Source organism: Thermoactinospora rubra (assembly GCF_002093975.1).
GTDB lineage: Bacteria > Actinomycetota > Actinomycetes > Streptosporangiales > Streptosporangiaceae > Nonomuraea > Nonomuraea rubra_A.
The window spans coordinates 79,485-101,989 of record NZ_KZ084326.1; the positions used below are offsets into that span (position 1 = coordinate 79,485).

Annotated in this window: 22 protein-coding genes and 1 tRNA gene; 16 read left to right on the forward strand and 7 right to left on the reverse strand. The window is 71.1% G+C overall.

Annotated features, from left to right (window positions below):
• Positions 1–9 precede the first annotated feature (9 nt).
• Entirely contained in the window at positions 10–936 is a 927-nt protein-coding gene (locus BSB02_RS04635) for a nucleoside triphosphate pyrophosphohydrolase (RefSeq protein ID WP_084957134.1), read from the forward strand.
• On the opposite strand, the gene BSB02_RS04640 is transcribed toward BSB02_RS04635, so the two are convergent.
• Positions 916–1,638 (reverse strand): class I SAM-dependent methyltransferase, encoded by a 723-nt coding sequence (locus BSB02_RS04640; protein ID WP_084957136.1) that lies wholly within the window; start codon positions 1,636–1,638, stop codon positions 916–918. The genes BSB02_RS04635 and BSB02_RS04640 overlap by 21 nt on opposite strands.
• 96 nt (positions 1,639–1,734) lie before the next feature.
• On the opposite strand from BSB02_RS04640, the gene eno reads away from it, so the two are divergent.
• From eno to BSB02_RS04695, 11 genes are all read left to right on the forward strand, one after another.
• The gene (eno, locus tag BSB02_RS04645; RefSeq protein WP_084957138.1) at positions 1,735–3,012 is read left to right on the forward strand and encodes a phosphopyruvate hydratase; all 1,278 of its coding nucleotides are present in this window, start codon (positions 1,735–1,737) and stop codon (positions 3,010–3,012) included.
• An 816-nt stretch (positions 3,013–3,828) separates the two neighbouring features.
• A complete protein-coding gene (locus tag BSB02_RS04650; RefSeq protein WP_084957140.1) occupies positions 3,829–4,251 on the forward strand; it encodes an FtsB family cell division protein in 423 nt (140 codons plus the stop codon).
• Positions 4,241–4,756 carry a DUF501 domain-containing protein gene (locus tag BSB02_RS04655; protein ID WP_084957142.1) on the forward strand — a complete coding sequence of 172 codons (516 nt, stop codon included), beginning with the start codon at positions 4,241–4,243 and terminating at the stop codon, positions 4,754–4,756. Before BSB02_RS04650 ends, BSB02_RS04655 begins: the two co-directional genes overlap by 11 nt.
• Positions 4,753–5,670 carry a Ppx/GppA phosphatase family protein gene (locus BSB02_RS04660; protein ID WP_084957144.1) on the forward strand — a complete coding sequence of 306 codons (918 nt, stop codon included), beginning with the start codon at positions 4,753–4,755 and terminating at the stop codon, positions 5,668–5,670. Before BSB02_RS04655 ends, BSB02_RS04660 begins: the two co-directional genes overlap by 4 nt.
• Positions 5,671–5,925: 255 nt before the next feature.
• Entirely contained in the window at positions 5,926–7,047 is a 1,122-nt protein-coding gene (locus tag BSB02_RS04665; protein WP_143590236.1) for a hypothetical protein, read from the forward strand.
• Positions 7,048–7,141: 94 nt separating this feature from the next.
• Positions 7,142–7,924 carry a uracil-DNA glycosylase gene (locus tag BSB02_RS04670; RefSeq protein ID WP_084957148.1) on the forward strand — a complete coding sequence of 261 codons (783 nt, stop codon included), beginning with the start codon at positions 7,142–7,144 and terminating at the stop codon, positions 7,922–7,924.
• A 375-nt stretch (positions 7,925–8,299) separates the two neighbouring features.
• Positions 8,300–9,613: an NAD(P)/FAD-dependent oxidoreductase gene (locus BSB02_RS04675; protein ID WP_206184508.1), complete on the forward strand. Its 1,314-nt coding sequence runs from the start codon at positions 8,300–8,302 to the stop codon at positions 9,611–9,613.
• Between the two features lie 303 nt (positions 9,614–9,916).
• Positions 9,917–9,989, forward strand: a tRNA-Leu gene (locus tag BSB02_RS04680).
• Positions 9,990–10,201: 212 nt separating this feature from the next.
• Complete coding sequence (locus BSB02_RS04685) at positions 10,202–10,999, forward strand: Bax inhibitor-1/YccA family protein (protein WP_084957152.1); 798 nt, start codon at positions 10,202–10,204, stop codon at positions 10,997–10,999.
• Positions 11,000–11,155: 156 nt separating this feature from the next.
• On the forward strand, positions 11,156–11,389 hold the full coding sequence (locus tag BSB02_RS04690) for a DUF4287 domain-containing protein (RefSeq protein WP_084957154.1): 234 nt from the start codon (positions 11,156–11,158) through the stop codon (positions 11,387–11,389).
• 65 nt (positions 11,390–11,454) lie between these two features.
• Positions 11,455–11,856 (forward strand): PPOX class F420-dependent oxidoreductase, encoded by a 402-nt coding sequence (locus tag BSB02_RS04695; RefSeq protein WP_084957156.1) that lies wholly within the window; start codon positions 11,455–11,457, stop codon positions 11,854–11,856.
• A gap of 36 nt (positions 11,857–11,892) precedes the next feature.
• Here the strand turns inward: BSB02_RS04695 and BSB02_RS04700 are convergent, their stop codons facing one another.
• The 3 genes from BSB02_RS04700 to BSB02_RS04710 form a co-directional block, all read right to left on the reverse strand.
• A complete protein-coding gene (locus tag BSB02_RS04700; protein WP_084957158.1) occupies positions 11,893–13,110 on the reverse strand; it encodes an acetyl-CoA C-acetyltransferase in 1,218 nt (405 codons plus the stop codon).
• Positions 13,111–13,298: 188 nt separating this feature from the next.
• Positions 13,299–14,678 (reverse strand): outer membrane protein assembly factor BamB family protein, encoded by a 1,380-nt coding sequence (locus tag BSB02_RS04705; RefSeq protein ID WP_084957161.1) that lies wholly within the window; start codon positions 14,676–14,678, stop codon positions 13,299–13,301.
• 39 nt (positions 14,679–14,717) lie between these two features.
• A complete protein-coding gene (locus BSB02_RS04710; RefSeq protein ID WP_084957163.1) occupies positions 14,718–15,689 on the reverse strand; it encodes an SGNH/GDSL hydrolase family protein in 972 nt (323 codons plus the stop codon).
• 111 nt (positions 15,690–15,800) lie between these two features.
• Between BSB02_RS04710 and BSB02_RS04715 the strand changes: the two genes are divergently transcribed.
• Positions 15,801–17,171, forward strand: coding sequence for a cystathionine beta-synthase (locus BSB02_RS04715; RefSeq protein ID WP_084957587.1), 1,371 nt, complete (start codon positions 15,801–15,803; stop codon positions 17,169–17,171).
• Positions 17,172–17,209: 38 nt separating this feature from the next.
• On the opposite strand, the gene BSB02_RS04720 is transcribed toward BSB02_RS04715, so the two are convergent.
• Complete coding sequence (locus tag BSB02_RS04720) at positions 17,210–18,331, reverse strand: IS630 family transposase (RefSeq protein WP_084957165.1); 1,122 nt, start codon at positions 18,329–18,331, stop codon at positions 17,210–17,212.
• Positions 18,332–18,505: 174 nt separating this feature from the next.
• Positions 18,506–19,660 carry a sensor histidine kinase gene (locus BSB02_RS04725; protein ID WP_084957167.1) on the reverse strand — a complete coding sequence of 385 codons (1,155 nt, stop codon included), beginning with the start codon at positions 19,658–19,660 and terminating at the stop codon, positions 18,506–18,508.
• A 141-nt stretch (positions 19,661–19,801) separates the two neighbouring features.
• Between BSB02_RS04725 and BSB02_RS04730 the strand changes: the two genes are divergently transcribed.
• Complete coding sequence (locus BSB02_RS04730) at positions 19,802–20,008, forward strand: hypothetical protein (RefSeq protein WP_084957168.1); 207 nt, start codon at positions 19,802–19,804, stop codon at positions 20,006–20,008.
• Positions 20,009–20,191: 183 nt separating this feature from the next.
• Complete coding sequence (locus BSB02_RS04735; RefSeq protein WP_084957170.1) at positions 20,192–21,331, forward strand: cystathionine gamma-synthase; 1,140 nt, start codon at positions 20,192–20,194, stop codon at positions 21,329–21,331.
• Position 21,332: 1 nt separating this feature from the next.
• On the opposite strand, the gene BSB02_RS04740 is transcribed toward BSB02_RS04735, so the two are convergent.
• Positions 21,333–21,779, reverse strand: a complete 447-nt coding sequence (locus tag BSB02_RS04740) for a hypothetical protein (protein WP_084957172.1) — start codon at positions 21,777–21,779, stop codon at positions 21,333–21,335.
• Positions 21,780–22,082: 303 nt separating this feature from the next.
• Between BSB02_RS04740 and BSB02_RS04745 the strand changes: the two genes are divergently transcribed.
• The gene (locus BSB02_RS04745) at positions 22,083–22,499 is read left to right on the forward strand and encodes a DUF6292 family protein (protein ID WP_084957174.1); all 417 of its coding nucleotides are present in this window, start codon (positions 22,083–22,085) and stop codon (positions 22,497–22,499) included.
• Positions 22,500–22,505 lie beyond the last annotated feature (6 nt).

A 22,505-nucleotide genomic window follows, 5' to 3' on the forward strand; every position in this document is an offset into this window, starting at 1 on the left:
CGGGCCGCCATGCCCCTCGTCGTCGTCACCACCTCGCCCAGGGTCGCCCCGGGGCTGCTGAGCCACCGCGCCTGGGAGGCGCTGAAGGCGGGCCCCGTGCTGACGGAGGCGGCCGGGCATCCGGCGCTGCCGTACCTGGAGGAGGCCGGGGTGGCGGTGTCGGTGGTCACGCCCGCCCCGCACGAGGTGGTACGGCGGGCCGTGGACGAGACCGTCGTGTGGCTCGACGCCTCCGAGCAGCTCATGCGCTCCTTCGGCCACGCCGCGATGGCGCTGGAGACGCCGCCGGAGATCGAGGTGATCCCGGGCTCCTACGACCTGCCCGGCGCCCGCGTGCTCGACCTGGTCCAGGTGATGGACCGGCTGCGGGCCGAGTGTCCCTGGGACCGCAAGCAGACCCACGCCTCCCTGGTCCCCTACCTCATCGAGGAGGCCTACGAGGTCCAGCACTCGGTCGAGATCGGCGACTACGAGGCGCTCCGCGAGGAGCTGGGCGACGTGCTGCTGCAGGTGGCCTTCCACGCCCGGGTGGCCGAGTCCTTCGACATCGACGACGTGGCCGCCGGGATCGTCGAGAAGCTGATCCGCCGCCACCCGCACGTGTTCGGCGAGGTCACGGCGGAGACCGCGGACGAGGTCAACGCCAACTGGGAGGCCATCAAGGCGGCCGAGCGGGCCGACAAGGGCGTCTTCGAGGGTGTGCCCACCGGGCAGCCCGCGCTGTCCCTGGCCGCGCAGCTGATCAAGCGGGCCGAGCGGGTCGGCGCGCCGGAGGCGCTGGCCCACGCGGTGGGCCAGGGCGTGGCGCGCGAGCTGTTCGACCTGGTGCGCCGCGCCAGGGAGGCGGGGCTGGATCCCGAGGCCGAGCTGCGGGCGGCGGCGCTGTCCTACCGTGACCGGGTGCTGGCCTGGGAGTCACGCTCGGGCACCGAGTAGCTGCATGAGGCCGAAGGCGCGCCGCCGTACGTCGTGGAAGCCCAGCTCGGCCAGCGCGCCGGCGATCTCCCCGCCGCCGAACATGCGCACCCCGCCCAGCCGGACCAGCTCGCTGACCACGGTCACGCGGCGGGTGGTCAGGATGGCCAGCCGTCCCCCGGGCTTGAGCACGCGGGCCATGGACGCCAGCGCGTCGAAGGGCCGGTCGAACAGGTGGAGCGCGGCGACGCACGATACGGCGTCGAAGGAGCCGGTCTCGAAGGGCAGGTCGACGGCGTCGGCGCGGACGAACTCCAGCCGGTCGCGGTACAGGAACCTGGCCGACTCGCCGACGGCGCGGTCGAGCATGGTGGCCGAGGCGTCCAGGCCGATCACCAGCCCGGCGTGCGGGGCCAGCGCGCGGGCGACGTTGCCGGGGCCGCAGGCCACATCGAGCACCACGTCGCCCTCCGACAGGTCCAGCAGCTCGCGCAGCAGCGCCATCTCCTCGTCGGCGGAGGGACCGAAGGGACCCTTGGCCAGGCCGATGAGGGCCGGGCGCCAGACGTTCTCGTAGACGAGGGGGAGCGCGGTGGAGTTCATCAGCCGCTGCGCGAGCGAGGCCTTGGCCGTGGGGCTCCGGCCGCCGATCAGGTCGAGGTAGCCACGGCTGGTGTCGGGCGAGGACGGCTCCCGGCGCAGCAGCTTCAGCACGCGCTCCATACGCCCATTACAGCAGGGGCGGGCCGCAGCCGTACCAACTGGTAGACCTCGATAGGCTCAGGGAACAACTGCCCTTCGACTCTAGGAGCGCCTGACGTGGCTACCATCGAGGTCGTCTACGCCCGCGAGATCCTCGACTCCCGCGGGAACCCGACGGTCGAGGTCGAGGTGGTCCTCGACGACGGCAGCACCGGCCGTGCGGCCGTGCCCAGCGGCGCCTCCACCGGCCAGTTCGAGGCCGTGGAGCTGCGCGACGGCGACAAGCGCTACGGCGGCAAGGGTGTGGAGAAGGCCGTGCTCGCCGTGACGGACGAGATCTTCGACGAGATCCACGGCATCGAGGCCGAGGACCAGCGGGTCATCGACCAGATCATGATCGACCTGGACGGCACGCCCAACAAGGGCAAGCTCGGCGCCAACGCCATCCTCGGCGTCTCACTGGCCGTGGCCAAGGCCGCCGCCGACAGCGCCGACCTGCCGCTGTTCCGCTACCTGGGCGGCCCCAACGCGCACCTGCTGCCGGTGCCGATGATGAACATCCTCAACGGCGGCGCCCACGCCGACACCAACGTCGACATCCAGGAGTTCATGATCGCGCCGATCGGCGCCGGGACGTTCCGCGAGGCGCTGCGCACCGGCACCGAGGTCTACCACGCGCTGAAGTCGGTGCTGAAGGAGAAGGGCTACGCCACGGGCCTGGGCGACGAGGGCGGCTTCGCGCCGAACCTGCCGAGCAACCGCGACGCGCTCGACCTGATCCTCGTCGCCATCGAGCGCGCCGGATACCAGCCGGGCCAGGACGTCGCGCTCGCGCTCGACGTGGCCGCCTCCGAGTTCCACTCCGAGGGCGTCTACACCATCGACGGCAAGGGCCACTCGGCCGACGAGCTGATCGCCTTCTACACCGACCTGGTCGACTCCTACCCGCTGGTCTCGATCGAGGACCCGCTCGACGAGAACGACTGGGAGGGCTGGAAGAAGATCACCTCCGCGCTGGGGGGCAAGGTCCAGCTGGTCGGCGACGACCTGTTCGTCACCAACCCCGAGCGGCTGGCCCGCGGCATCAGCGAGGGCACCGCCAACGCGCTGCTGGTCAAGGTCAACCAGATCGGCACGCTGAGCGAGACCTTCGACGCGGTCGAGCTGGCGCACCGCAGCGGCTACCGCTGCATGATGAGCCACCGGTCGGGCGAGACCGAGGACACCACGATCGCCGACCTGGCGGTGGCGACCAACTGCGGCCAGATCAAGACCGGCGCCCCGGCCCGCTCCGACCGCGTCGCCAAGTACAACCAGCTGCTGCGCATCGAGGAGCTGCTCGACGACGCCGCGCGCTATGCGGGTCGCGGGGCGTTCCCGCGTTTCCAGCGCTAGGTTCGTGTACGGCTTGAGCCGTACCCCCGAATCTGGAGCGAGCGGATGGACGACGACGAGGTGAGGCCGGGCGACGGGCGCAGCCGCAAGGGTCGCGGCTCTTCGGGGCGGGTCCCCCGGCCGGGCGACCCCGCCGACCCGGCGACCGGGCGGGGCCGGCCCACGCCCCGGGGGACCGGGTCGTCGGGCCGTGGCACGCCGGACAGAGGGGCCTCGCGCGGGCGCCCCACGCCGGACAAGGCCGCGCCGTCCGAGCGGCCCTCGCCGAAGGCGGGACGGCCACCGGCGGGCGGGGCCGGCCGTACGGCTGGACGAGCCTCCGGTACGGCAGGGCGTGCCCCGGACGGGGACGAGCGTCCGGCCTCGCCTGGACGCCCTCAGCCGGCCGGGCGTCCCGAGCGCGGTACGGCGGGAGCCGACGGGCAGGGAGCCGGACGACGAGGCCCCGCAAGCGGCGTCCCCGAGGGTGGACGCCCGGGACCGGCGGAGGCCGGGGCGGTCGGCAGGCGGCCGAGGGCTGGATCTGAGGCGGGGCGCTCGGGGCCGGTGGAGGCAGCAGGCAGGCGGCCTGAGGGCGGACGCCCAGGCCTGACGGAGGCCGCGGCCGAGAGCAGGCGGCTCGGGAGCGGAGCCGAGGGCAGGAAGCCCGGGAGCGGAGCTGAGAGCGGGCGTTCCGGGGCTGGGGCCGAGGGCGGGCCGTCCGGGGGCGGAGCCGAGGGCGCGAGGCCGGGACCCGCAGGCAGGCCGGGACCAGCAGGCAGGCCGGGGTCGGCGGCGGGAAGGACCGGGGTGGCCGGGAGGCCCGGAGGACCGGGTATGCCCGGAGGGCCGGGAGGCGGGCAGCCGGTGCGGCGCAGGCGGCCGCAGCTCACCGGCCGCGCCGCCATCCTGGCCGTGGTCGTCTGCGCGATCGCCATGAGCCTGGCGTATCCGGTGCGCGAGTACATCGCCCAGCGCCGCCAGCTGGCCGAACTGCAGGCCGAGCACGCCCGCGTGCTGGCCGAGCAGCGCGCCATCGAGGAGCAGCGGCGGCGCATGCTGGACCCCAACTACCAGCGGCGCACCGCCAGGGAACGGCTGCACTACTGCGACCCCGGAGCCAAGTGCTACATGCTGCTCCAGCCGGAGGAGAACCCCCAGCAGACCGCGACGAGCCGGAAGGCGCCGCCCCCGCCCTGGTACGTCACGCTGTGGGAGTCGGTGGAAGCCGCGGACGCGAGGGAGACGAGTGGACAGTAGCGACGTGGAGGCGATCGGCCGGCAGCTGGGCCGCACGCCGCGCGGGTTGCGCGGGGTGGCGCACCGCTGCCCGTGCGGGCTGCCCGACGTGGCGGAGACCGCGCCGCGGCTGCCCGACGGCACGCCGTTCCCGACGCTGTACTACCTGACCTGCCCCAAGGCCGCCTCGGAGGTCGGCAGGCTGGAAAGCTCGGGCCTGATGAAGGAGATGCAGGCCAGGCTCGCCGAGGCCCCCGAACTCGCCGCCGCCTACCGGGCCGCGCACGAGGACTACCTGGCCCGCCGCGACAAGGCCGCGCAGGAGGAGGGCGTCGAGCCGCTCCCGCCGGGCACCCAGAGCAGCGGCGGCATGCCCGAGCGGGTCAAGTGCCTGCACGCGCTCGTCGCGCACGAGCTGGCCGCGCCGGGAAGCAACCCGTTCGGCCGGGAGGCGCTGGACCGGCTACCCGAGTGGTGGGCCGACGGGCCGTGCGTCGCCGCCGAACCGCCGAAGGAGGACGCATGACCAGGGTCGCCGCCGTCGACTGCGGCACCAACTCCGTCCGTCTGCTCGTCGCCGACGTCGACGGCGACCGGCTGACCGACGTCGAGCGGAGGATGGAGATCGTACGGCTGGGCCAGGACGTCGACCGCACCGGACGGCTCGCGCCGGAGGCCCTGGAGCGCACCTTCACGGCCATGCGCGGCTACCGCAAGCTGCTCGACCAGCACGGCGTGACCGCCACCAGGGTGGTGGCCACCAGCGCCACCCGCGACGCGGCCAACCGCGCCGACTTCGTGGCCGGGGTGCGCGAAATCTTCGGCGTGGACCCCGAGGTCGTCACGGGCGACGAGGAGGCGCAGCTGTCCTTCACGGGGGCGACGAAGACGCTGCCCGGCACGCCGCCGTTCCTGGTCGTCGACATCGGGGGTGGTTCGACCGAGTTCGTGCTCGGGTCCGCCGGGGCCGAGGCGGCCATCTCGGTCGACATCGGCTGCGTCCGCCTGACCGAGCGGCACCTTCGCGACAGCGGCGACCCGCCCGCCCGGGAGGCCGTCGAGGCGGTGATCGCCGACATCGAGGCGGCGCTCGACCGCGTGCACGAGGTCGTGCCGGGCGAGCGGGCACGGACGCTGGTCGGCCTGGCCGGGTCGGTCACCACGGTCGCGGGCATCGCGCTCGGCCTGCCCGAGTACGACCCCGCCCGCATCCACCACTCGCGCATTCCCGCCGCACAGGTGCATGAGGTCACGCGGCGGTTGCTGACGATGACGCACGACGAGCGCGCCGCCGTTCCCGTCATGCATCCCGGCCGCGTCGACGTCATCGGCGCCGGAGCGTTGATTCTCGACCGCATTGTGCGACGGTTCGGATTCGCCGAGGTGATGGTGAGCGAGCACGACATCCTCGATGGAATCGCCTGGTCCATCCTCAGTTAGGACTATTTTTCGGTGGGGCGGTGACTAGCCGCCCCCACCCCGCTTCGCATTTCCGCAGGTAGCGATCAGTGCCGTGAAACGGCGCCCCGCCGTACCGCCAATAACCGGTAGAAGGCTGTATTGAGGGCGAGATCAAGGTGTGCGACAGTAAAGAGGATTTACGGGGGCTTTGCCATGTGGCCGTGCGCGGAAGGCGACGGCGTGGCAACCGTTCCCGAGCGTGTCTCTCCTTCGAGAGGAATGGAGCACTCTCACATGAAGTCTCTCGGTTTAGCACGTAGAGTGGCGGCGCTGGGCGCTTCCACCGCTGTGCTGGCCACCATGGTCGCGGGGCTGCTGGCCGGCTCCGCGCAGGCGGCCACCCCGGCGTCGGCCGGCCACAAGGCTCAGGTCAGCGCCACCAAGCCCGCCAAGCCCAAGGTCTCGGTCTCCACGCCGAAGCCTTCGGTGGCTTACTACGACGAGGCATGCCCGGTGGACATCAAGTTCACCGCCAGGGTCAAGGTGAAGCTGACGGGCAAGACCGTGCTGGCCTACCGCTGGCTGCACGGTGACGGTTCCAAGAGCAAGGTCAGGACGATCAAGCTCAGCGGCAAGGGCACCAAGTACGTCACCGTCTCGCAGAAGCTCACCTTCGACCAGAGCGTCAAGGGCTGGGAGGCCCTTGAGGTCCTCGGGCCGCGCCACGTCGTCTCGAAGAAGGGCTACTTCGAGGTCGCCTGCGGCAAGAAGGTCTGGGACGAGATCGGCCACCCGAAGGTCTGGGCCAAGGCGTGGGCGCACCCCGACGACTACGTCGGTCCGTGCACTCCTGGCAACAAGATCCACTTCGGTGGTGTGATCAAGGTCGACGAGCCGCAGTGGGTCCGCTACCGCTGGATCCTCAACGGTGAGGTCGTCGAGAGCGACACCATCAAGGTGTGGGACTCGCGCAAGGTCGGGTTCGGCTTCTCGCCGCGCTCCAGCCACCACGGCTGGGCGGTGCTCGACGTCGACAGCCGCCACGACTCCGCGTACGCCAAGGTGCACTACCGCGTGAGGTGCGAGGACCCGCTGTCGGTGTCGGTGTCCGAGGTGTCGGTGTCGCAGCCGAGCGGCGCGTGCAAGGCTCCGGTGTCGTTCCACGCGACGATCACCACCAACCGTAAGGCCCTGGTGAGCTACCACTGGGTCATCAACGGTCGTGCCACCGGCTTCACCCACGAGTGGATCGACGGCTCCGAGCCGGTCTCGATCCCCGGCGACGCCGCTGACGCCGTCAAGACGCAGGGCAGCGTCAAGCTCGTGGTGACCAGCCCGGTCAGCGTGGAGCGGACGACGCTCTACAACCAGGCCTGCCAGCCGCCGGCGGAGGCGCCGAAGGCGGACGGCGCCTGATCTGGCCGGTCCGCTGACTGTCTGAAGCCGGGTGGGGCCCCGAGGTGGGGCGCCACCCGGTTTCTTGTCGTCCGGGCGCGATAGAACGGATGGCATGAGCTTCGTCCCTCCCGGCACCGGCTGGCCCGGCGATCCCGCGACCCCTGCCACGCCCGTCGCGCACGACGCGGCCCAGGTGCGCGAGCTGGCGGGCGGGAGCCGTACCTTGGCCGAGCTCACGGCCCGCGAGTCGGTGTGCCGGGCCTGCCCGCGGCTGGTGGCGTGGCGGGAGGAGGTCGCCGAGGTCCGGCGGCGGGCGTTCGCGTCGGAGACGTACTGGGGACGGCCCGTCCCCGGCTGGGGCGAGGAACGCCCGCGGCTGCTGATCGTCGGCCTGGCCCCGGCCGCGCACGGCGGCAACCGCACCGGGCGCATCTTCACCGGCGACCGCAGCGGCGACTGGCTGTTCGCCTCGCTGTACCGCACCGGCTTCGCCGTCCAGGAGACGAGCACGCACGCCGACGACGGGCAGAAGCTCGTCGGCGCGCGCATGGTCGCGGCCGTGCGGTGCGCGCCGCCCGCCAACAAGCCGACGCCCGAGGAGCGCGCGACCTGCTTTCCCTGGCTCGCCCGCGAGGTGGCGCTGGCCGCCGAAAGCGTCCGGTTCATCGTGGCGCTGGGCGGATTCGCCTGGCAGGCGTTGTGGCCCGCCCTGCGTGAGGCGGGCTATGCGCTGCCGTCATCGCGCCCGCCTTTCGGCCACGGCGCCGAGGTCACCCTCCGGTACGGCGAAGCCACCGTGACACTGCTCGGCTGCTACCACCCCAGCCAGCAGAACACCTTCACCGGCCGGCTGACGGCCGACATGCTCGACGCGGTGTTCGCCCGCGCCCGCTGACACGCCCGCCTCGCCCGCCCAGCTTCACCTTTGCTCGCCAGCTGTACCTTTTGCCCGCCCAGCTGTACCACTGAGGGTTGCCTCGGGCGTTCAACGCCCGAGGCTGCGAGGGGCGCGGCTCGTTCTGGACTGAGGAGCGGTGAGGGCGTTCAACGCCCGAGCCGTGACGAGGGAAGAACGAGCCTTCCCGGCGCCCCGAGCCCCGTCGCGCCGCCAGGCGCGACAAAAGCAACAAGGCGCCCCGTCGCGCTGCCAGGCGCGACAAAAGCAACACTGTGACGCTCCCCACCCCCAAAGGGGGATGACTCTCCGGCGCTCCGCGGTTTACGCTTGTGAATGCTTTCACAAGCTTCCATACGAAGGAGCGTGATCAAGATGACGGACATCTTGATCGTCGGTGGTGGGTACGTCGGCCTGTACACGGCGCTGCGCCTGCAGAAGAAGCTGCGCCGGGAGCTCAAGGAGGGCTCGGTCCGAGTAACCGTGATCGACCCTCAGTCCTACATGACCTACCAGCCGTTCCTTCCCGAGGCGGCTGCCGGCAACGTGTCCCCGCGGCACATGGTCGCGCCGCTGCGCCGCCTGCTGCCCAGGGTGCGCATCCTCAACGGCCTGGTGACCAAGGTGAACCACGCGGCCAAGACCGTCACCTTCCAGCCGGCCGAGGGCGAGGCCCGGGAGATCGGCTACGACGTCATCGTCATGGCCGCCGGGTCGATCTCGCGCACGCTGCCCATCCCGGGCCTGACGGACGTGGGCATCGGCTTCAAGTCGGTGGCCGAGGCCATCGCCCTGCGCAACCGGGTGCTGCACCTGCTCGACGTGGCCGAGTCGACCGAGGATCCGGCGGTACGGCGGCGCGCGCTGACGTTCGTGGTCGTGGGCGCCGGATTCGCCGGCGTGGAGGCGCTGGCCGAGCTGGAGGACATGGCCAGGGACTCGCTGCGGTACTACCGCAACCTCAAGCGCGAGGACCTGCGGTGGGTGCTCGTGGAGGCCAGCGACCGCATCCTGCCGGAGGTCGGTCCCGAGATGGGCCGCTGGACCCTGGAGCAGCTGCGCGAGCGCGGCATCGACGTGCGCCTGCAGACCAGGCTGGTGTCGGCCGTGGACGGGCACATCGTCCTGTCGGACGGCACCGAGTTCGACAGCGAGACGCTGGTCTGGACGGCCGGCGTGAAGCCCAGCCAGGTCGTCAACGCCACCGACCTGCCGATCGACGAGCGCGGCCGCATCAAGACCACGGCCAAGCTCAACGTGCTCGACACGCCCGACGCCTTCGCGGCGGGCGACGTCGCCGGCGTGCCGGACCTGACCAACCCGGGCGAGTACTGCGCGCCCAACGCCCAGCACGCCGTCCGCCAGGCCAAGGTGCTGGCCGACAACATCATCCGGCACCTGCGCGGCCAGGAGCTGCGCGAGTACCGGCACAAGTACGTCGGCTCGGTCGCCGGCCTGGGCCTGCACAAGGGCGTGGCGAACGTCTACGGCGTCAAGCTCCGCGGCTTCCCGGCGTGGTTCATGCACCGCACCTACCACCTGTCGCGGGTGCCCACCTTCAACCGCAAGGTCAGGGTCGTCATGGACTGGACGCTGGCGCTGCTGTTCAAGCGGGAGACCGTCTCGCTGGGCGAGATCGAGCACCCTCGCGAGGCCTTCCGCCAGGCGGTGAAGACCGTCGGCAGCTGACCTCGATCCGGCGTACGGCCGGGCGGCGCTCGCCGCCCGGCCGTACGCTGTCGCGGGGACTGTCATGGGGACTGTCAGACGTGAGCCGTATAACTCTCCGATGACGGTTGCCAGGGGTCGGCAGGCCCGTCACCATCGAGGCTGATGCTTTCGTACCCCGAGTCATTCAGCACCAACTGGACCATCCGGACGGTCTGTTTTTCCAGGGCTGAGCCCCTACAGCCCATGACAGACTTCACATCTGTGACGCCTGATGCCAAGTTGTGCTCCTCGGAAGCATGGTCTGAATCGTATGATTGCCGCGCCCCCGTAGCCCAATGGCAGAGGCAAACCCCTTAAAAGGGTTGATGTGCGGGTTCGACTCCCGCCGGGGGCACCGGCATGCCCTTGTAAAGGCAATTCCCGCTGGTAGTCAAGTGTTTGACTACCGCGGCCCAGGAAACGTCCACGGGCTGTGATCGTCCGGTCACGGGAACTCCTGACGGGCGTAAGTCGTTGTCTGTGCTGCCTGAATGTCGAATCTCCGGGTGGCCGGCACGACAGCCGGTCCCCTACAGTGATCTCACTGGTCGCAGCGTGGAGGCAGCGATGGAAAGCAAGAACCCGGTCTTCAACAGATCCCAGTACACCCATCCGCAGGGCGGTTGGGGGGCGCCACCACCCACGCCTGATCAGCTGCGGGACATGTACGACGCGCCGGCATACACGCCGCCGGCCCCGCCCGCCTACCGGACGATGACCATCGACGACGTCGTCGTCCGCGGCTTCCTCACGCTCGGCACGCTGATCGTCTCGGCCGCCGCGGCCTGGGTGCTCAACGTGCCGCTCGGCGTCGCCGTGGTCTGCGCCATCGTCGGCGTGATCCTCGGCCTGGTCGCGTCGTTCAAGCAGAGCACCAACCCGGCGCTGATCCTCGGCTACGCCCTGTTCTACGGGGTGTTCGTGGGAGCGATCAGCAAGGCCTTCGAGGACGCCTTCTACGGGGTGGTGCTCCAGGCGGTGCTCGGCACGGCCATGGCCTTCGCGGGCACGCTGACCGTCTACGCGCTACGGATCGTCCGGGTGACGCCGAAGTTCGTGAAGTTCGTCCTCGCGGCCGGCATCGCCGCCCTCGGCCTGATCCTGGTCAACCTCATCGCGAGCATCTTCCTCCAGGGCGGCCTGGGCCTGCGCGAGGAGGGCCCGCTCGGCTACGTCTTCAGCATCGCGATGATCCTGCTGGGCTGCTTCTTCCTGCTGCTCGACTTCGACTCCGTCGAGCAGGCGGTCAAGTCGGGCGCGCCGGAGAAGTTCGCCTGGCAGTGCGCGTTCGGGCTCACGCTGAGCCTGGTCTGGATCTACCTGGAGGTGCTGCGCTTCGTCAGCTACTTCTCAGGGGACGACTGATCCTCGGTCCTCTGACGTGGCCCCGCCCACCCGGCGGGGCCACGCGCGTTTCGCCCTGAGCAATCTTCTGGCAACGAAACGCTGTCGTCAGGGGGGTTGCCTTTCTGGAGTGGGTATTGCAGTGTCTAGCAAAGGACCCAATCCGTGGAGGTGCCCATGTCCTTGAACCACTCACCGGAGACGCAGTCGAAGCTGATCGCCAGGGTCCCGGCAGTGACGGGACGCGAACTCCCAGAGTGGTTCCGAGCCATCGACAACGGTCCATCGTTCCTCCGATGCGAGGAACGGGCCAACTGGCTGGCTGACGAGCACGGGATATCCCACGGTTACGCCGCGGCGATCGTCCTGGAGCACGAGCGCCACCGCCGTAGCCGGATGGGCTTCGCCTGAGAAATCCATCCTCCGCCCACCGCGCCCGTGCCGTGCCGCCGGCCCGGGCGCGCGATCATTGAGCCATGGATCTCGAGACGGCACGCGCCTTTCTCCGCGACAACCACCGCGCGGTTCTGGTCACCCGCTTCCCGGACGGACGGCTGCAGACCTCTCCGGTGCTCGTGGGGCTGGACTCCGAGGGCCGGGCGGTGATCAGCACCACCGAGACGACGGTCAAGACCCGCAACCTGCGACGCGACCCGCATGCCGTGCTGTGCGTGTTCTCCGACGCCTTCTTCGGCGACTGGGTCCAGGTCGAGGGCACGGCGGAGATCGTCTCCCTGCCGGAGGCCATGGACCATCTCGTCGCCTACTACCGCGGCATCTCCGGCGAGCACCCCGACTGGGACGACTACCGCTCCGCCATGCAGCGGGAGCGGCGTGTCATCGTGCGCATCGAGCTGACGCGGGCGGGGCCGGGCTGAGCCGGCGGCCCCGCCGTACCGGACGGCAGGTCAAGGTCAGCTGAGCCGCTCCAGGATCATCGCCATGCCCTGGCCGCCGCCCACGCACATGGTCTCCAGGCCGATCGTCTTGTCGTGGTGCTGGAGGCTGTTGACGAGCGTGGAGGTGATCCGGGCGCCGGTCATGCCGAAGGGGTGGCCGACCGCGATCGCGCCGCCGTTGACGTTCAGCCGGTCCAGGTCGATGCCCAGCTCCCGGTAGGAGGGGATGACCTGGGCGGCGAAGGCCTCGTTGATCTCCACCAGGTCCACGTCGCCGATCGCCATCCCGGCGCGGGCCAGCGCCTGGCGGGAGGCCTCGACGGGGCCGAGGCCCATGATCTCGGGCGACAGGGCGCTGACGCCGGTGGAGACGATGCGGGCCAGCGGGGTGATGCCCAGCTCGGCGGCCTTGGTGTCGCTCATCACGATCACCGCGGCGGCGCCGTCGTTCAGCGGGCAGCAGTTGCCGGCCGTGACCGTGCCGTCGGGCCGGAAGGCGGGCTTGAGCTGGGAGACGGCCTCGTAGGTGGTGCCGGGGCGCGGGCCGTCGTCCTTGCTGACCACGGTGCCGTCGGGCAGCGTGACGGGCGTGATGTCCTTGGCCCAGAAGCCGTCGGCGATGGCCTTCTCGGCCAGGTTCTGCGAGCGGACGCCGAACTCGTCCTGCTCCTTGCGCGTGATGCCCTTCAGCTGGGCCAGGTTCTCGGCGGTCTGCCCCATCGCGATGTAGATGTCGGGGAGCAGGCCGTCCTCACGCGGGTCGTGCCAGACCTTGCCGCCCTCGGCGAACGCCTGGGTGCGGGCCACGGCCTCGCCGAAGATCGGGTTCTGCGTGTCGGGCAGCGAGTCGGAGTTGCCCTTGACGAACCGGGACACCGTCTCCACGCCCGCCGAGACGAACACGTCCCCCTCGCCCGCCTTGATCGCGTGGAACGCCATCCGCGTGGTCTGCAGCGAGGAGGAGCAGTAGCGGGTGACCGTCGTGCCGGGCACGGTGTCCAGGCCCAGCATGACCGCCACCACGCGGGCCATGTTGAAGCCCTGCTCGCCGCCGGGCAGGCCACAGCCGAGCATGATGTCGTCGATCGTGGCCGGATCGAGCTGGGGGACCTTGGCCAGCGCGGCCTTGATCATCTGAACGGTCAGGTCGTCGGGACGGATGTCCTTCAGCGACCCCTTGAAGGCGCGGCCGATAGGCGAGCGTGCGGTGGCGACGATGACTGCCTCGGGCATGGGGCTCTCCTGGGTTCGTGTCAGCACTCCAACCGCGAGGCTACCGCTTGGTACGGCGGGCGCCAGGGGCGGGGGCAGGCAAAACAGAACTTTGTACTGCCAGCAGGAAAACCCTCGGATCCTCTCTCCGGTACGGCATGCGGGAGGGCCGGTGGGCGGGGCGCGGCCCTCCCGCATGGGCCTGCGGCTCAGCCGTACATGCCGGGGGCGGTCGCCGTGCCGTCGCTGACCCCGTGGACGGCGCCCTTCTCGTCGCGCCACAGCCGCCAGCCGCCCTGGCTGCCGGTGAACCACGTGGGCGGCGGGGCGGCGTTGTCGCCGACGCGCTTGCCGGTGGCCAGGTCGTACTCGCACACCGCCGCCACCGAGTAGAAGCCCGGCAGCTGCTGCTTGAGCGGCAGCGGCTTGGGGTCGGTGACGCAGAAGGACCAGCCGCGCTGCTCCTCGACCGGCACCGCCTGGCCGCCGGCCAGGTCGAAGACGGCGCCCTTGGCGTTGTGCTTGAGGAAGCCCAGCCGGTCCATGCGCTCGGGGAAGGCCAGCCACCAGCCCGAGCCGGGCACCTGGTCGGCGGTGATCTGGCCGAGGACGCGGCCGGACACGGCGTCGAGGCGGGCGAAGCCGCCGTACTGGCCCTGCTGGTCGACCGGGCGGACGATCGGCGCGTAGGCCGGGTTGCCGCTGGGGTAGACGCGGACGACCGACGGCCGCATCCAGTTGATCGTGCCGTCGGCGATCTTCATCGAGAACAGCCCGAAGGCGGACACCTTGCGGGTCTGGGGGTTGGTGTAGGGGGCGACGTAGCCGACGAGGTTGCCGCCCGCCGCGCCGAACGCCCACCCGCCGGACAGGTCGATCCCCGGGCCGAGCGCCTGCTCGATGGGCTGCTGCCACTGGATCTTGCCGGTCTTCAGGTCGTAGGACTCGATCATCGGGTTGGCCGCCAGCCGCAGGAACACCACCCGGGCGGCGTCGGACCACTCCACCTCGGCCAGGCCTGGCAGCGTCCACACGGTCTTGCCGGTGGCCGGGTCGAGCACGACGACCCGGGCCGACTTCAGCGCCGTGTGCTCCGACAGGCACACGTACGGCCCGCAGCGCTGCGGGCCGAACGTGGAGTGGACGGGACGGGTCCATTTCTGCCGCCCGGTGCGCCCGTCGCGGGCGATCAGCGTCGCGTTCCAGCGGCCCTTCTTGGCCGGGTCGAGCGCGGCGACGACGGCCTGGTCCTCGGCGGTCTCGACGACCGCGGGCGCGGACACGCCCATGCCGGGCAGGCGGCCCGCCATGGTCGCGGGGACGGCCCACAGCTTCTTGCCGTTAGCCAGGTCGAGAGTGACGGTCTCGAGGGAGCCGTCGGGCTTCATGGAGGTCACGGCCACCACGCCGCCGCCCGCGGCGAGGCGGCTGACCGCGTTGACCTCGGAGTTGTGCCAGGTGGGGAAGCTGGCCGTGGCGGCGTCGCTCCCGGAACAGGCGGCGAGCGCCAGCATCCCGGCGAGTGCGACGGCCGGTGTCGTGCCGGGCTTGGGCACGGTCAGTTTCGCAAAGGGCCGGAGCACGGGCATTCCACTCCAAATGAGTAGTGACGGCTCCGGCGCGGACCGTCAGAGGCGACGTCGAAGCAGCGTCACCCATCTGCCGTAGGGGCCTGTGGCGCGCCCTTCGACCCGGGTGGCGGTGACCTCGGCGCCTGACGTCTCCGCGGCGGTCGCCGCCGCAAGGTAAATCGGCTGTGGTCCTTCGCCACGTTCGGGTCGAGGTTTCGGCCACAACCCCAACGCAGCGCACACAGAAGGTAGCACCGCGTAAGCCGCCTGAGCGTAACCTTGGCTAGATGGGTGGTATTGATCAGGTCCGAACATTTCCCCCGGATTTGCGTCGAATTCGGGGCCCAGAATGTCGGCGAACGCCACGGTTCGTCCCCCGGCTTCGACCACCGCGACGGTCTGCGCGGCGGCCAGCTGGCGGCTCCAGCGGCGCGCCACCCACCGGAGCGGCTGCGCGATCGGCCGGATGGTGCCCAGATCCGGGCAGGTGCCCACGACCACCTCGGCGCCCGCCTCGCGCAGCCGCCGCACCGCCTTGGCCAGATGCCGTACGGCGACCGCCGGGGGAGTCTGGGTGGTGACGTCGTTGGCGCCCACGAAGATGACGGCCACGTCGGGCCGCTCCCGCAGCGCCCTGTCGACCTGGGGGCGCAGCTCGGCCGACGTGGCGCCCGACTTGCCCACGACGCAGAGCCGTACCGGACGCTCGGCCACGACGGCCAGGCCCTGCGCCAGCAGCACCCCGGGGGTCTGGGCCGGGTCGGTCACGCCCAGCCCCACCGACGTGGAGTCGCCGAGCATGACCATGGTGATCGGCTCGCCGGGGAAATCCCCGTAGACGCCGTCGGCCGCCGGGCCGTCCATCCCGTGCGGCTGGCCGATCACCCGCCGCGCCAGCAGGCCCTCGGCGATCAGCAGGCCGTAGGCCGTGACACCCAGAGCGGTCAGTCCCCCGCCCCCCAACGCCGCCGCCGCCGCGATCCTCCGCGCGGCCCGCGCCACTCCCGGAGTCCAGATCACCTCTCGCATGACCCCCCTCGTCCGCCGCCGACGGTAGCGTTTGACTGGAAAGCTAGCCGAGCTCCCCCTACCCCCGGGGAGCCCGGTCATGATCAAGCGGCAAAGAAGGTGAACACCTCGGTGCGCGTTTACGATTCCCTGGTCGAGCTCATGGGCGACACCCCGCTCGTCCGGTTGCACAAAGTCTCCGCCGGCGTGCCCGCGCAGGTGCTCGCCAAGGTCGAATACTTCAACCCCGGCGGGTCCGTGAAGGACCGCATCGCGCTGCGGATGATCGAGGAGGCCGAGAAGTCGGGCGCGCTGCGCCCCGGCGGAGTGATCGTCGAGCCCACCTCCGGCAACACCGGCGTGGGCCTGGCCATCGTGGCCCAGCAGAAGGGGTACCGCTGCGTGTTCGTGGTGCCCGACAAGGTGGCCCAGGACAAGGTGTCGGTCCTGCGCGCCTACGGCGCCGAGGTCGTCGTCTGCCCGACCGCGGTCTCGCCCGACCACCCCGACTCCTACTACTCGGTCTCCGACCGGCTGGCCAGGGAGATCCCCAATGCGTGGAAGCCCGACCAGTACTCCAACCCCAACAACCCGCGCTCCCACTACGAGACGACGGGCCCGGAGATCTGGGAGCAGACCGAGGGGCGCGTCACCCACTTCGTGGCCGGCATCGGCACCGGCGGCACGATCAGCGGCACCGGCCGCTACCTCAAGGAGGTCTCCGGCGGGCGCGTGAAGATCATCGGCGCGGACCCGGAGGGCTCGGTGTACTCCGGCGGCAGCGGCCGGCCGTACCTGGTGGAGGGCGTCGGCGAGGACATCTGGCCGGCCACCTACGACACCACGATCTGCGACGAGATCATCGCGGTGTCCGACAAGGACTCCTTCACCATGACCAGGCGGCTGGCCAGGGAGGAGGCCCTGCTGGTCGGCGGCTCCTGCGGGATGGCCGTGGTCGCCGCGCTCAAGGTCGCCGCCAAGGCCGGGCCCGACGACGTGGTGGTCGTGCTGCTGCCCGACGGCGGGCGCGGCTACCTGTCGAAGATCTTCAACGACGAGTGGATGGCCGACTACGGCTTCCTCACTACCTCCTCGGAGGAGGGCCTGGTGGGCGACGTGCTGGCGCGCAAGTCCTCCGGCCTGCCGGAGTTCGTCCACGTGCACCCGCACGAGACGGTCGGCACGGCGATCTCCATCATGCGGGAGTACTCCGTGTCCCAGCTGCCGGTCATGAAGGAGGAGCCGCCGGTCATGGCCGCCGAGGTCGTCGGCGCGGTCGTCGAGCGGGACCTGCTCGACGGGCTGTTCCACGGCCGGCTGTCGTCCGACGACCTGATCGCCGACCACATGTCCCAGCCGCTGCCCATGATCGGCGCGGGCGAGCAGGTGGCGCGCGCGGTCGAGGCGCTGGAGAAGGCCGACGCGGCGGTGGTGCTCGTCGACGGCAAGCCCAAGGGGCTGATCACCCGCCAGGACCTGCTGGCCTTCCTCGCCGGCCGCTAGTGCGGTGACCGGAAAGGTTCACCGGGTTGAGTGACGGTTCAGGCTGCGGTTGCCAGTGGCCGACCGCCCCAGCGGATGCCTTTCTCGCTGCGGATGCGGGCGCGTTCGCGGCGTTGGGCGGCCAGCACGTCGGGGTGGCGGGCATGAGCGTTGCGCCAGCGCAGGTAGGCGTGCAGTGCGCGGGTCTGGACGGTGTGGTTGGGGTGGTCGGAGTTGGCCAGAGTGAACCGGCGTAGCGGCCCGAAGTGCGCCTCGATCGGGTTGGCCCAGGACGCGTACGTGGGAGTGAACAGCAGGCTGACCTTGTGTTTCCTGGCCCAGGTGCGGATGCGCCCGTTCTTGTGGGCCGACAGGTTGTCCAGGATGACGTAGATCGGGGCGCCGTCCGGGCGGGCGGCGCGGATCGACTTCAGCGCAGCCCAGGTGTGGTCGATCCCCTTGCGCCGGCGGTTGACGCCCCACAACAGGTCGTCACCAACGGAGTAACAGCCGTGGAAGTAGGTCACGCCATGGGTGCGGCGGTAGGTGGCGGGCAGCCGGTCCGGCTTGCCCGCTGGTGCCCAGCCCGCTCCGGCGGTGGGGCGGATCCCGAGGGGGCCGAACTCGTCGAAGGCGAAGGTCCGCTCAGGTCGCTGCGTCAGGGCGTCCTCGATCTGGTCCAGCTTGACCTCGAAGTCCAGGTCCGGGGACTCTTTCCAGGTCTTGGTGCGCTGGAAGGTGATCCCGCGGCGGTGCAGCAGGGTGCGTAAGGACTCCCGGCCGATCGTGATGGCGCGGCCGGGCAGGCGGCGCAGGTAGGCGAGGAGTTTGCGGATGGACCAGCAGGTAAAGGGCTGGCCGAGCGTGGCAGGTCGTGTGGCGGCCGTCTGCGCGACGAAGTCTTCGTCGTCAGGGCTGAGCAGGCGGGGACGGCCTCCCGCCCACTGAGGGTCCAGGCAGGCCAGCCCGATCTCGTTGAAGCGGTGGATCACCTCGCGCACGGTGTCCTCATCGGCCTGCACCAGGCGGGCGATCACCGGGACGGTGTTGCCGCCTGCTGAGGCCAGGACGATCATCGCCCGCCGATAGCGGATCGTGCTGGTCGTACCGCGCCGCACGATCCGCTGCAGCTTCTGCCCTTCCGGGTCCGTGAGCCTGCGGACCTTGACCGGTTGCGTCACCGTGCCTCCCAGGAGTGATCGAACGTGATCAGCACCATCCAACTGGCAGGAGCGACCTACACGCCAACCCGGTGATCGTTTCCGGTCACAGCACTAGCGAAGGGCGCGGCCCGCTCTGGACCGAGGAGCGGGCCTTGAGGGCGCCCTGAGCCGTCGCGCCGCAGGCGCGACAAATCAGCAGGGAAAATCGGCGACGACCTCCCACGCCCCCTCGGGCGTGGGACCGGCCCACAGCCGCCCGCCGAGCGCCTCCACGCGCTCGGCCATCCCGACCAGGCCGAAGCCGCCGCCCAGCCGCTTGATGCGGGGGTCGGCGGCCGAGCCGTAGTTGCGCACGCGCAGCCGTACACCGCCCTCCCACAGTCGCAGCGAGGCCTCCACCCAGCCGGCCTCGGGGGCGTGCTTGCGGACGTTCGTCAGCGCCTCCTGCAGGACCCTGTGGACGGTCGTCAGCACCTCGGGCGGCATCGTGTGGTCGCCGATGCCCTGCCCGATCTCGAAGGCCACCGTGGGCCCGCCGGCCGCGAACCGCTCGGTGAGCACGCGCAGGTCGGCCAGCGTGGTGCCGGGCGTGCGCGCCCCCTCCTCGCCGGCTCGCAGGACGCTCACCAGGCGGCGCATCGAGGTGAGGGCGTCGGCCCCGGCGTTGGCGATCGCGTCGAGGGCGGGGACGACCGCCTCGGGCTTCGTCTCGGCCACCGTCTTGGCCGCCTGGGCCTGGACCACGATGCCGGTGATGTGGTGGGCGACCAGGTCGTGCAGTTCCCTGGCCAGCTCCAGCCGTTCGGCCCGCCGTACCGACACCAGCGCCTCGTCCCGCCGGTCCTGCTGGATGCGCAGGTACAGGCCCAGCCCCTCGGCCGTCGACCAGCCGGCGAACAGGATGAACGCGAACACCAGAGCGGCGTTGTTGGTGTAGTCGCGGGCCACGCCCTCGGCCATGAGGACCGCCAGGGCGGCCGCCGACAGGGCGACGGCCCGCCGCATCGGCCTGACGTGGCGCAGCACGCTGATGGTCAGCACGAGCAGCGCGCCGCTCTCGGCGGTGCCGGGGGTGCCGGGGAAGTTCGAGGCCGCCATGAGCAGCGAGGTCGCCAGGGACATCGCCAGCGTGACGAGGTAGCCCTTGACCAGGAAGCGGCGGCGCAGGATCACCGCCACCCCGCCCGCGACGCCGCACAGGGGGACCAGCACCTGCAGGCCGTCCAGCGAGACGGCCATGAGCAGGTCGATCAGCAGCATGAACGCGAGCCAGCCGATGAGCGCCAGCTCGCTGAGCCGCCGGACCCAGTAGACGAGCCGGCGTTCGAGTCGCTTGGAGTCCCCCACGGCACCAGAGCCTAGGCCGGAAGTCTGACCGGCCGGATCGACCGTTCGGCCGAGCCGCCGGCCCGCGAACCCGCCCTTCAGCGGAGGCGGCGGGCGGGGCCGCGGCGGGAGGCTGGAGGCACACGGAAGGGGATGAGGGACATGCTCGTCATCGGATTCGCGCTCCTGGCCGCCGGGCTCGTCGTCGGGGTGCTGCTCGCGCTGGCCGACCCGGTGCTGCTCTCGCGGATCAACGGGGAACCGGCCGAGGGCGCCAGCGGGCGGCACGTCCACGCGCCGCGGGCGGAGGCCGAGGTGGTACGGCTCCCGCGGCGTGCCGCGGCGGACCGGGAGGCGACGGCGGCCTGACGGGGGCGGCCGCCGCGATCGCGCACCTGGACAAGCGCGGATGCCGGAGGCCCGGCGCGTCGCCCTGGGGAGGCGGTGCGCCGGGCCTCGCGCGTGCTTGGGATAGCGTGGCTGTCTGGCCTGTCCGTTCTCCTCCGCGAGGAGGGGGAGGAGGACCGCGAGCCATGACATAAGGAGCTTTCGATGAGCAACGGATTCGAAACCCTCGCGATCCACGCGGGGCAGGAGCCCGACCCGCTGACCGGCGCGGTCGTGCCGCCCATCTACGCCACGTCCACCTACAAGCAGGACGGCGTGGGCGGGCTGCGCTCCGGCTACGAATACAGCCGCTCGGCCAACCCGACGCGGACCGCGCTGGAGGAGGCCCTCGCCGCCGTGGAGGGGGGCGCCCGCGGGCTGGCCTTCGCCTCCGGGCTGGCCGCCGAGGACACCGTGCTGCGCGCCCTGTGCAAGCCGCAGGACCACGTGGTGATCCCCAACGACGCCTACGGCGGCACCTACCGGCTGTTCGCCAAGGTCCACGAGCGCTGGGACCTGCACTACGACCCGGTGCCGCTGGGCGACCTGGCCGCCGTCGCGGGCGCCGTCACCCAGAAGACGCGGCTGATCTGGGTGGAGACCCCGACCAATCCGCTGCTCGGCATCGCCGACATCGCCGCCCTGGCCGAGCTGGCCCACGACTGCGGCGCGCTGCTCGTCGTCGACAACACCTTCGCCTCGCCGTACCTCCAGCAGCCCCTGGCGCTCGGCGCGGACATCGTCGTGCACTCCACCACCAAGTACGTCGGCGGGCACTCCGACGTGGTGGGCGGGGCGCTGGTCACCGCCTCGGCGGAGATCGGCGAGCGGCTCGCCTACCACCAGAACGCCATGGGCGGCGTGGCCGGGCCGTTCGACGCATGGCTCACGCTCCGCGGCCTCAAGACGCTCGCGGTGCGGATGGAGCGCCACTGCGACAACGCCGAGCGGGTCGTCGACCTGCTGACCGCGCACCCGCGCGTGACCGAGGTGCTCTACCCGGGGCTGCCCGACCACCCCGGCCACGAGGTGGCCGCCAAGCAGATGCGGCGCTTCGGCGGCATGGTGTCCTTCCGGGTGGCCGGAGGTGAGGCGGAGGCGGTCGAGGTCTGCAACCGCGCCAAGCTGTTCACGCTCGGGGAGTCGCTGGGCGGGGTCGAGTCGCTGATCGAGCACCCGGGGCGCATGACGCACGCCTCGGCGGCGGGCTCGCCGCTGGAGGTGCCCGGCGACCTGGTGCGCCTGTCCGTGGGCATCGAGACCGTCGACGACCTGCTGGCCGACCTCACCCAGGCGCTCGGCTAGGCTACGACGGCACGATCATCAGGAAGAGGATCACCAGCCAGATCAGCGTCACGATGCCGCCGAGCGCGGCGATCCGGCCCTTCTGCACCTTCGCGTCGTCCTCGGGGCTCTCGCTGCTCAGCACCCGTACGGCGCCGCGGAGGTCGCGGTCCACGATCACCAGCAGGGCGGCGGCCACGATGAACAGCGTCATCGACGCCGTCATGTACCACCGGCCGAGCACCGGGGCCTGGCCCGGCTCCGGCTGGATCGTCAGGCCGAGCCACAGGCCGAAGGCGAACACGCCGAGCGAGCCGATGGCATACACCCTGGTCATGCGCTGGAGGAACTGCAGGACCGGCAGGTTCTTGGTGCGGATGGCGCGGGGCGCGCCATGCGCCAACGCGGTCAGCGGCCCGATGGTGAAGATCGCGAAGCCGATGTGAAGCCAGAGAAGCACGGACGACATGCCGCTGAGAGTAGTCTCCCGGGATCCCCCCGGGAGACCCGACACCCTGCTATTCCACGCGCTGGACGTCCACCGGCTCCTGCTCGCCGGTGAAGGAGCAGCGCATGATCGTCTCGAAGGCCGCCACCGCGATCACCATGAAGACGATCAGGAGGATCATCGCGATCATTTGCTCCTCCTTCCCAGACGAGCTCCGGAATATCGTCCGTAATGACTAGACGAGCCGGCAACGGAATTAGTTCAGCCCGGGTATGGTGTATTGCCGCCGAAATCCTTACCGCTAGGGCACAAAGGGGTGCCATCGTGGCCATCAGGCATGTGGATCCGTATTCCGACGAGTGGCTGCGCCACCCGGTCTTCTATGTCCGCCAGGTCGTCGCCGAGCTGGGCGCGAGCCAGTGGTGGGAGGGGCCGTGCGATCCGCGCGAGTGCACCGTCCTGCTGGGCGACGGCCACGCCCTGGTGTGGGACGAGGAGAGCGGCTGGCGGCTCGGCCGGTTCGTCTCCGGCGACCCGGCGCGCCACACGGAATTGACATCCATTCGTTATCTCGGGGGCGGGCTGCTGCCCCGGCCGGAAAGGGTTCCCGCCGCGCTGGCCGACGCCCGCGCGGGAGTCGGCGCGAGCTCGGCCTGGCGTCCGTGCTACCGGTCCTACCGCAACTGCCGCGACGGGTTCGACGTCGCGCTCGACTACTACGCGCAGCCCGTCGGCGCCTGAGCGCCG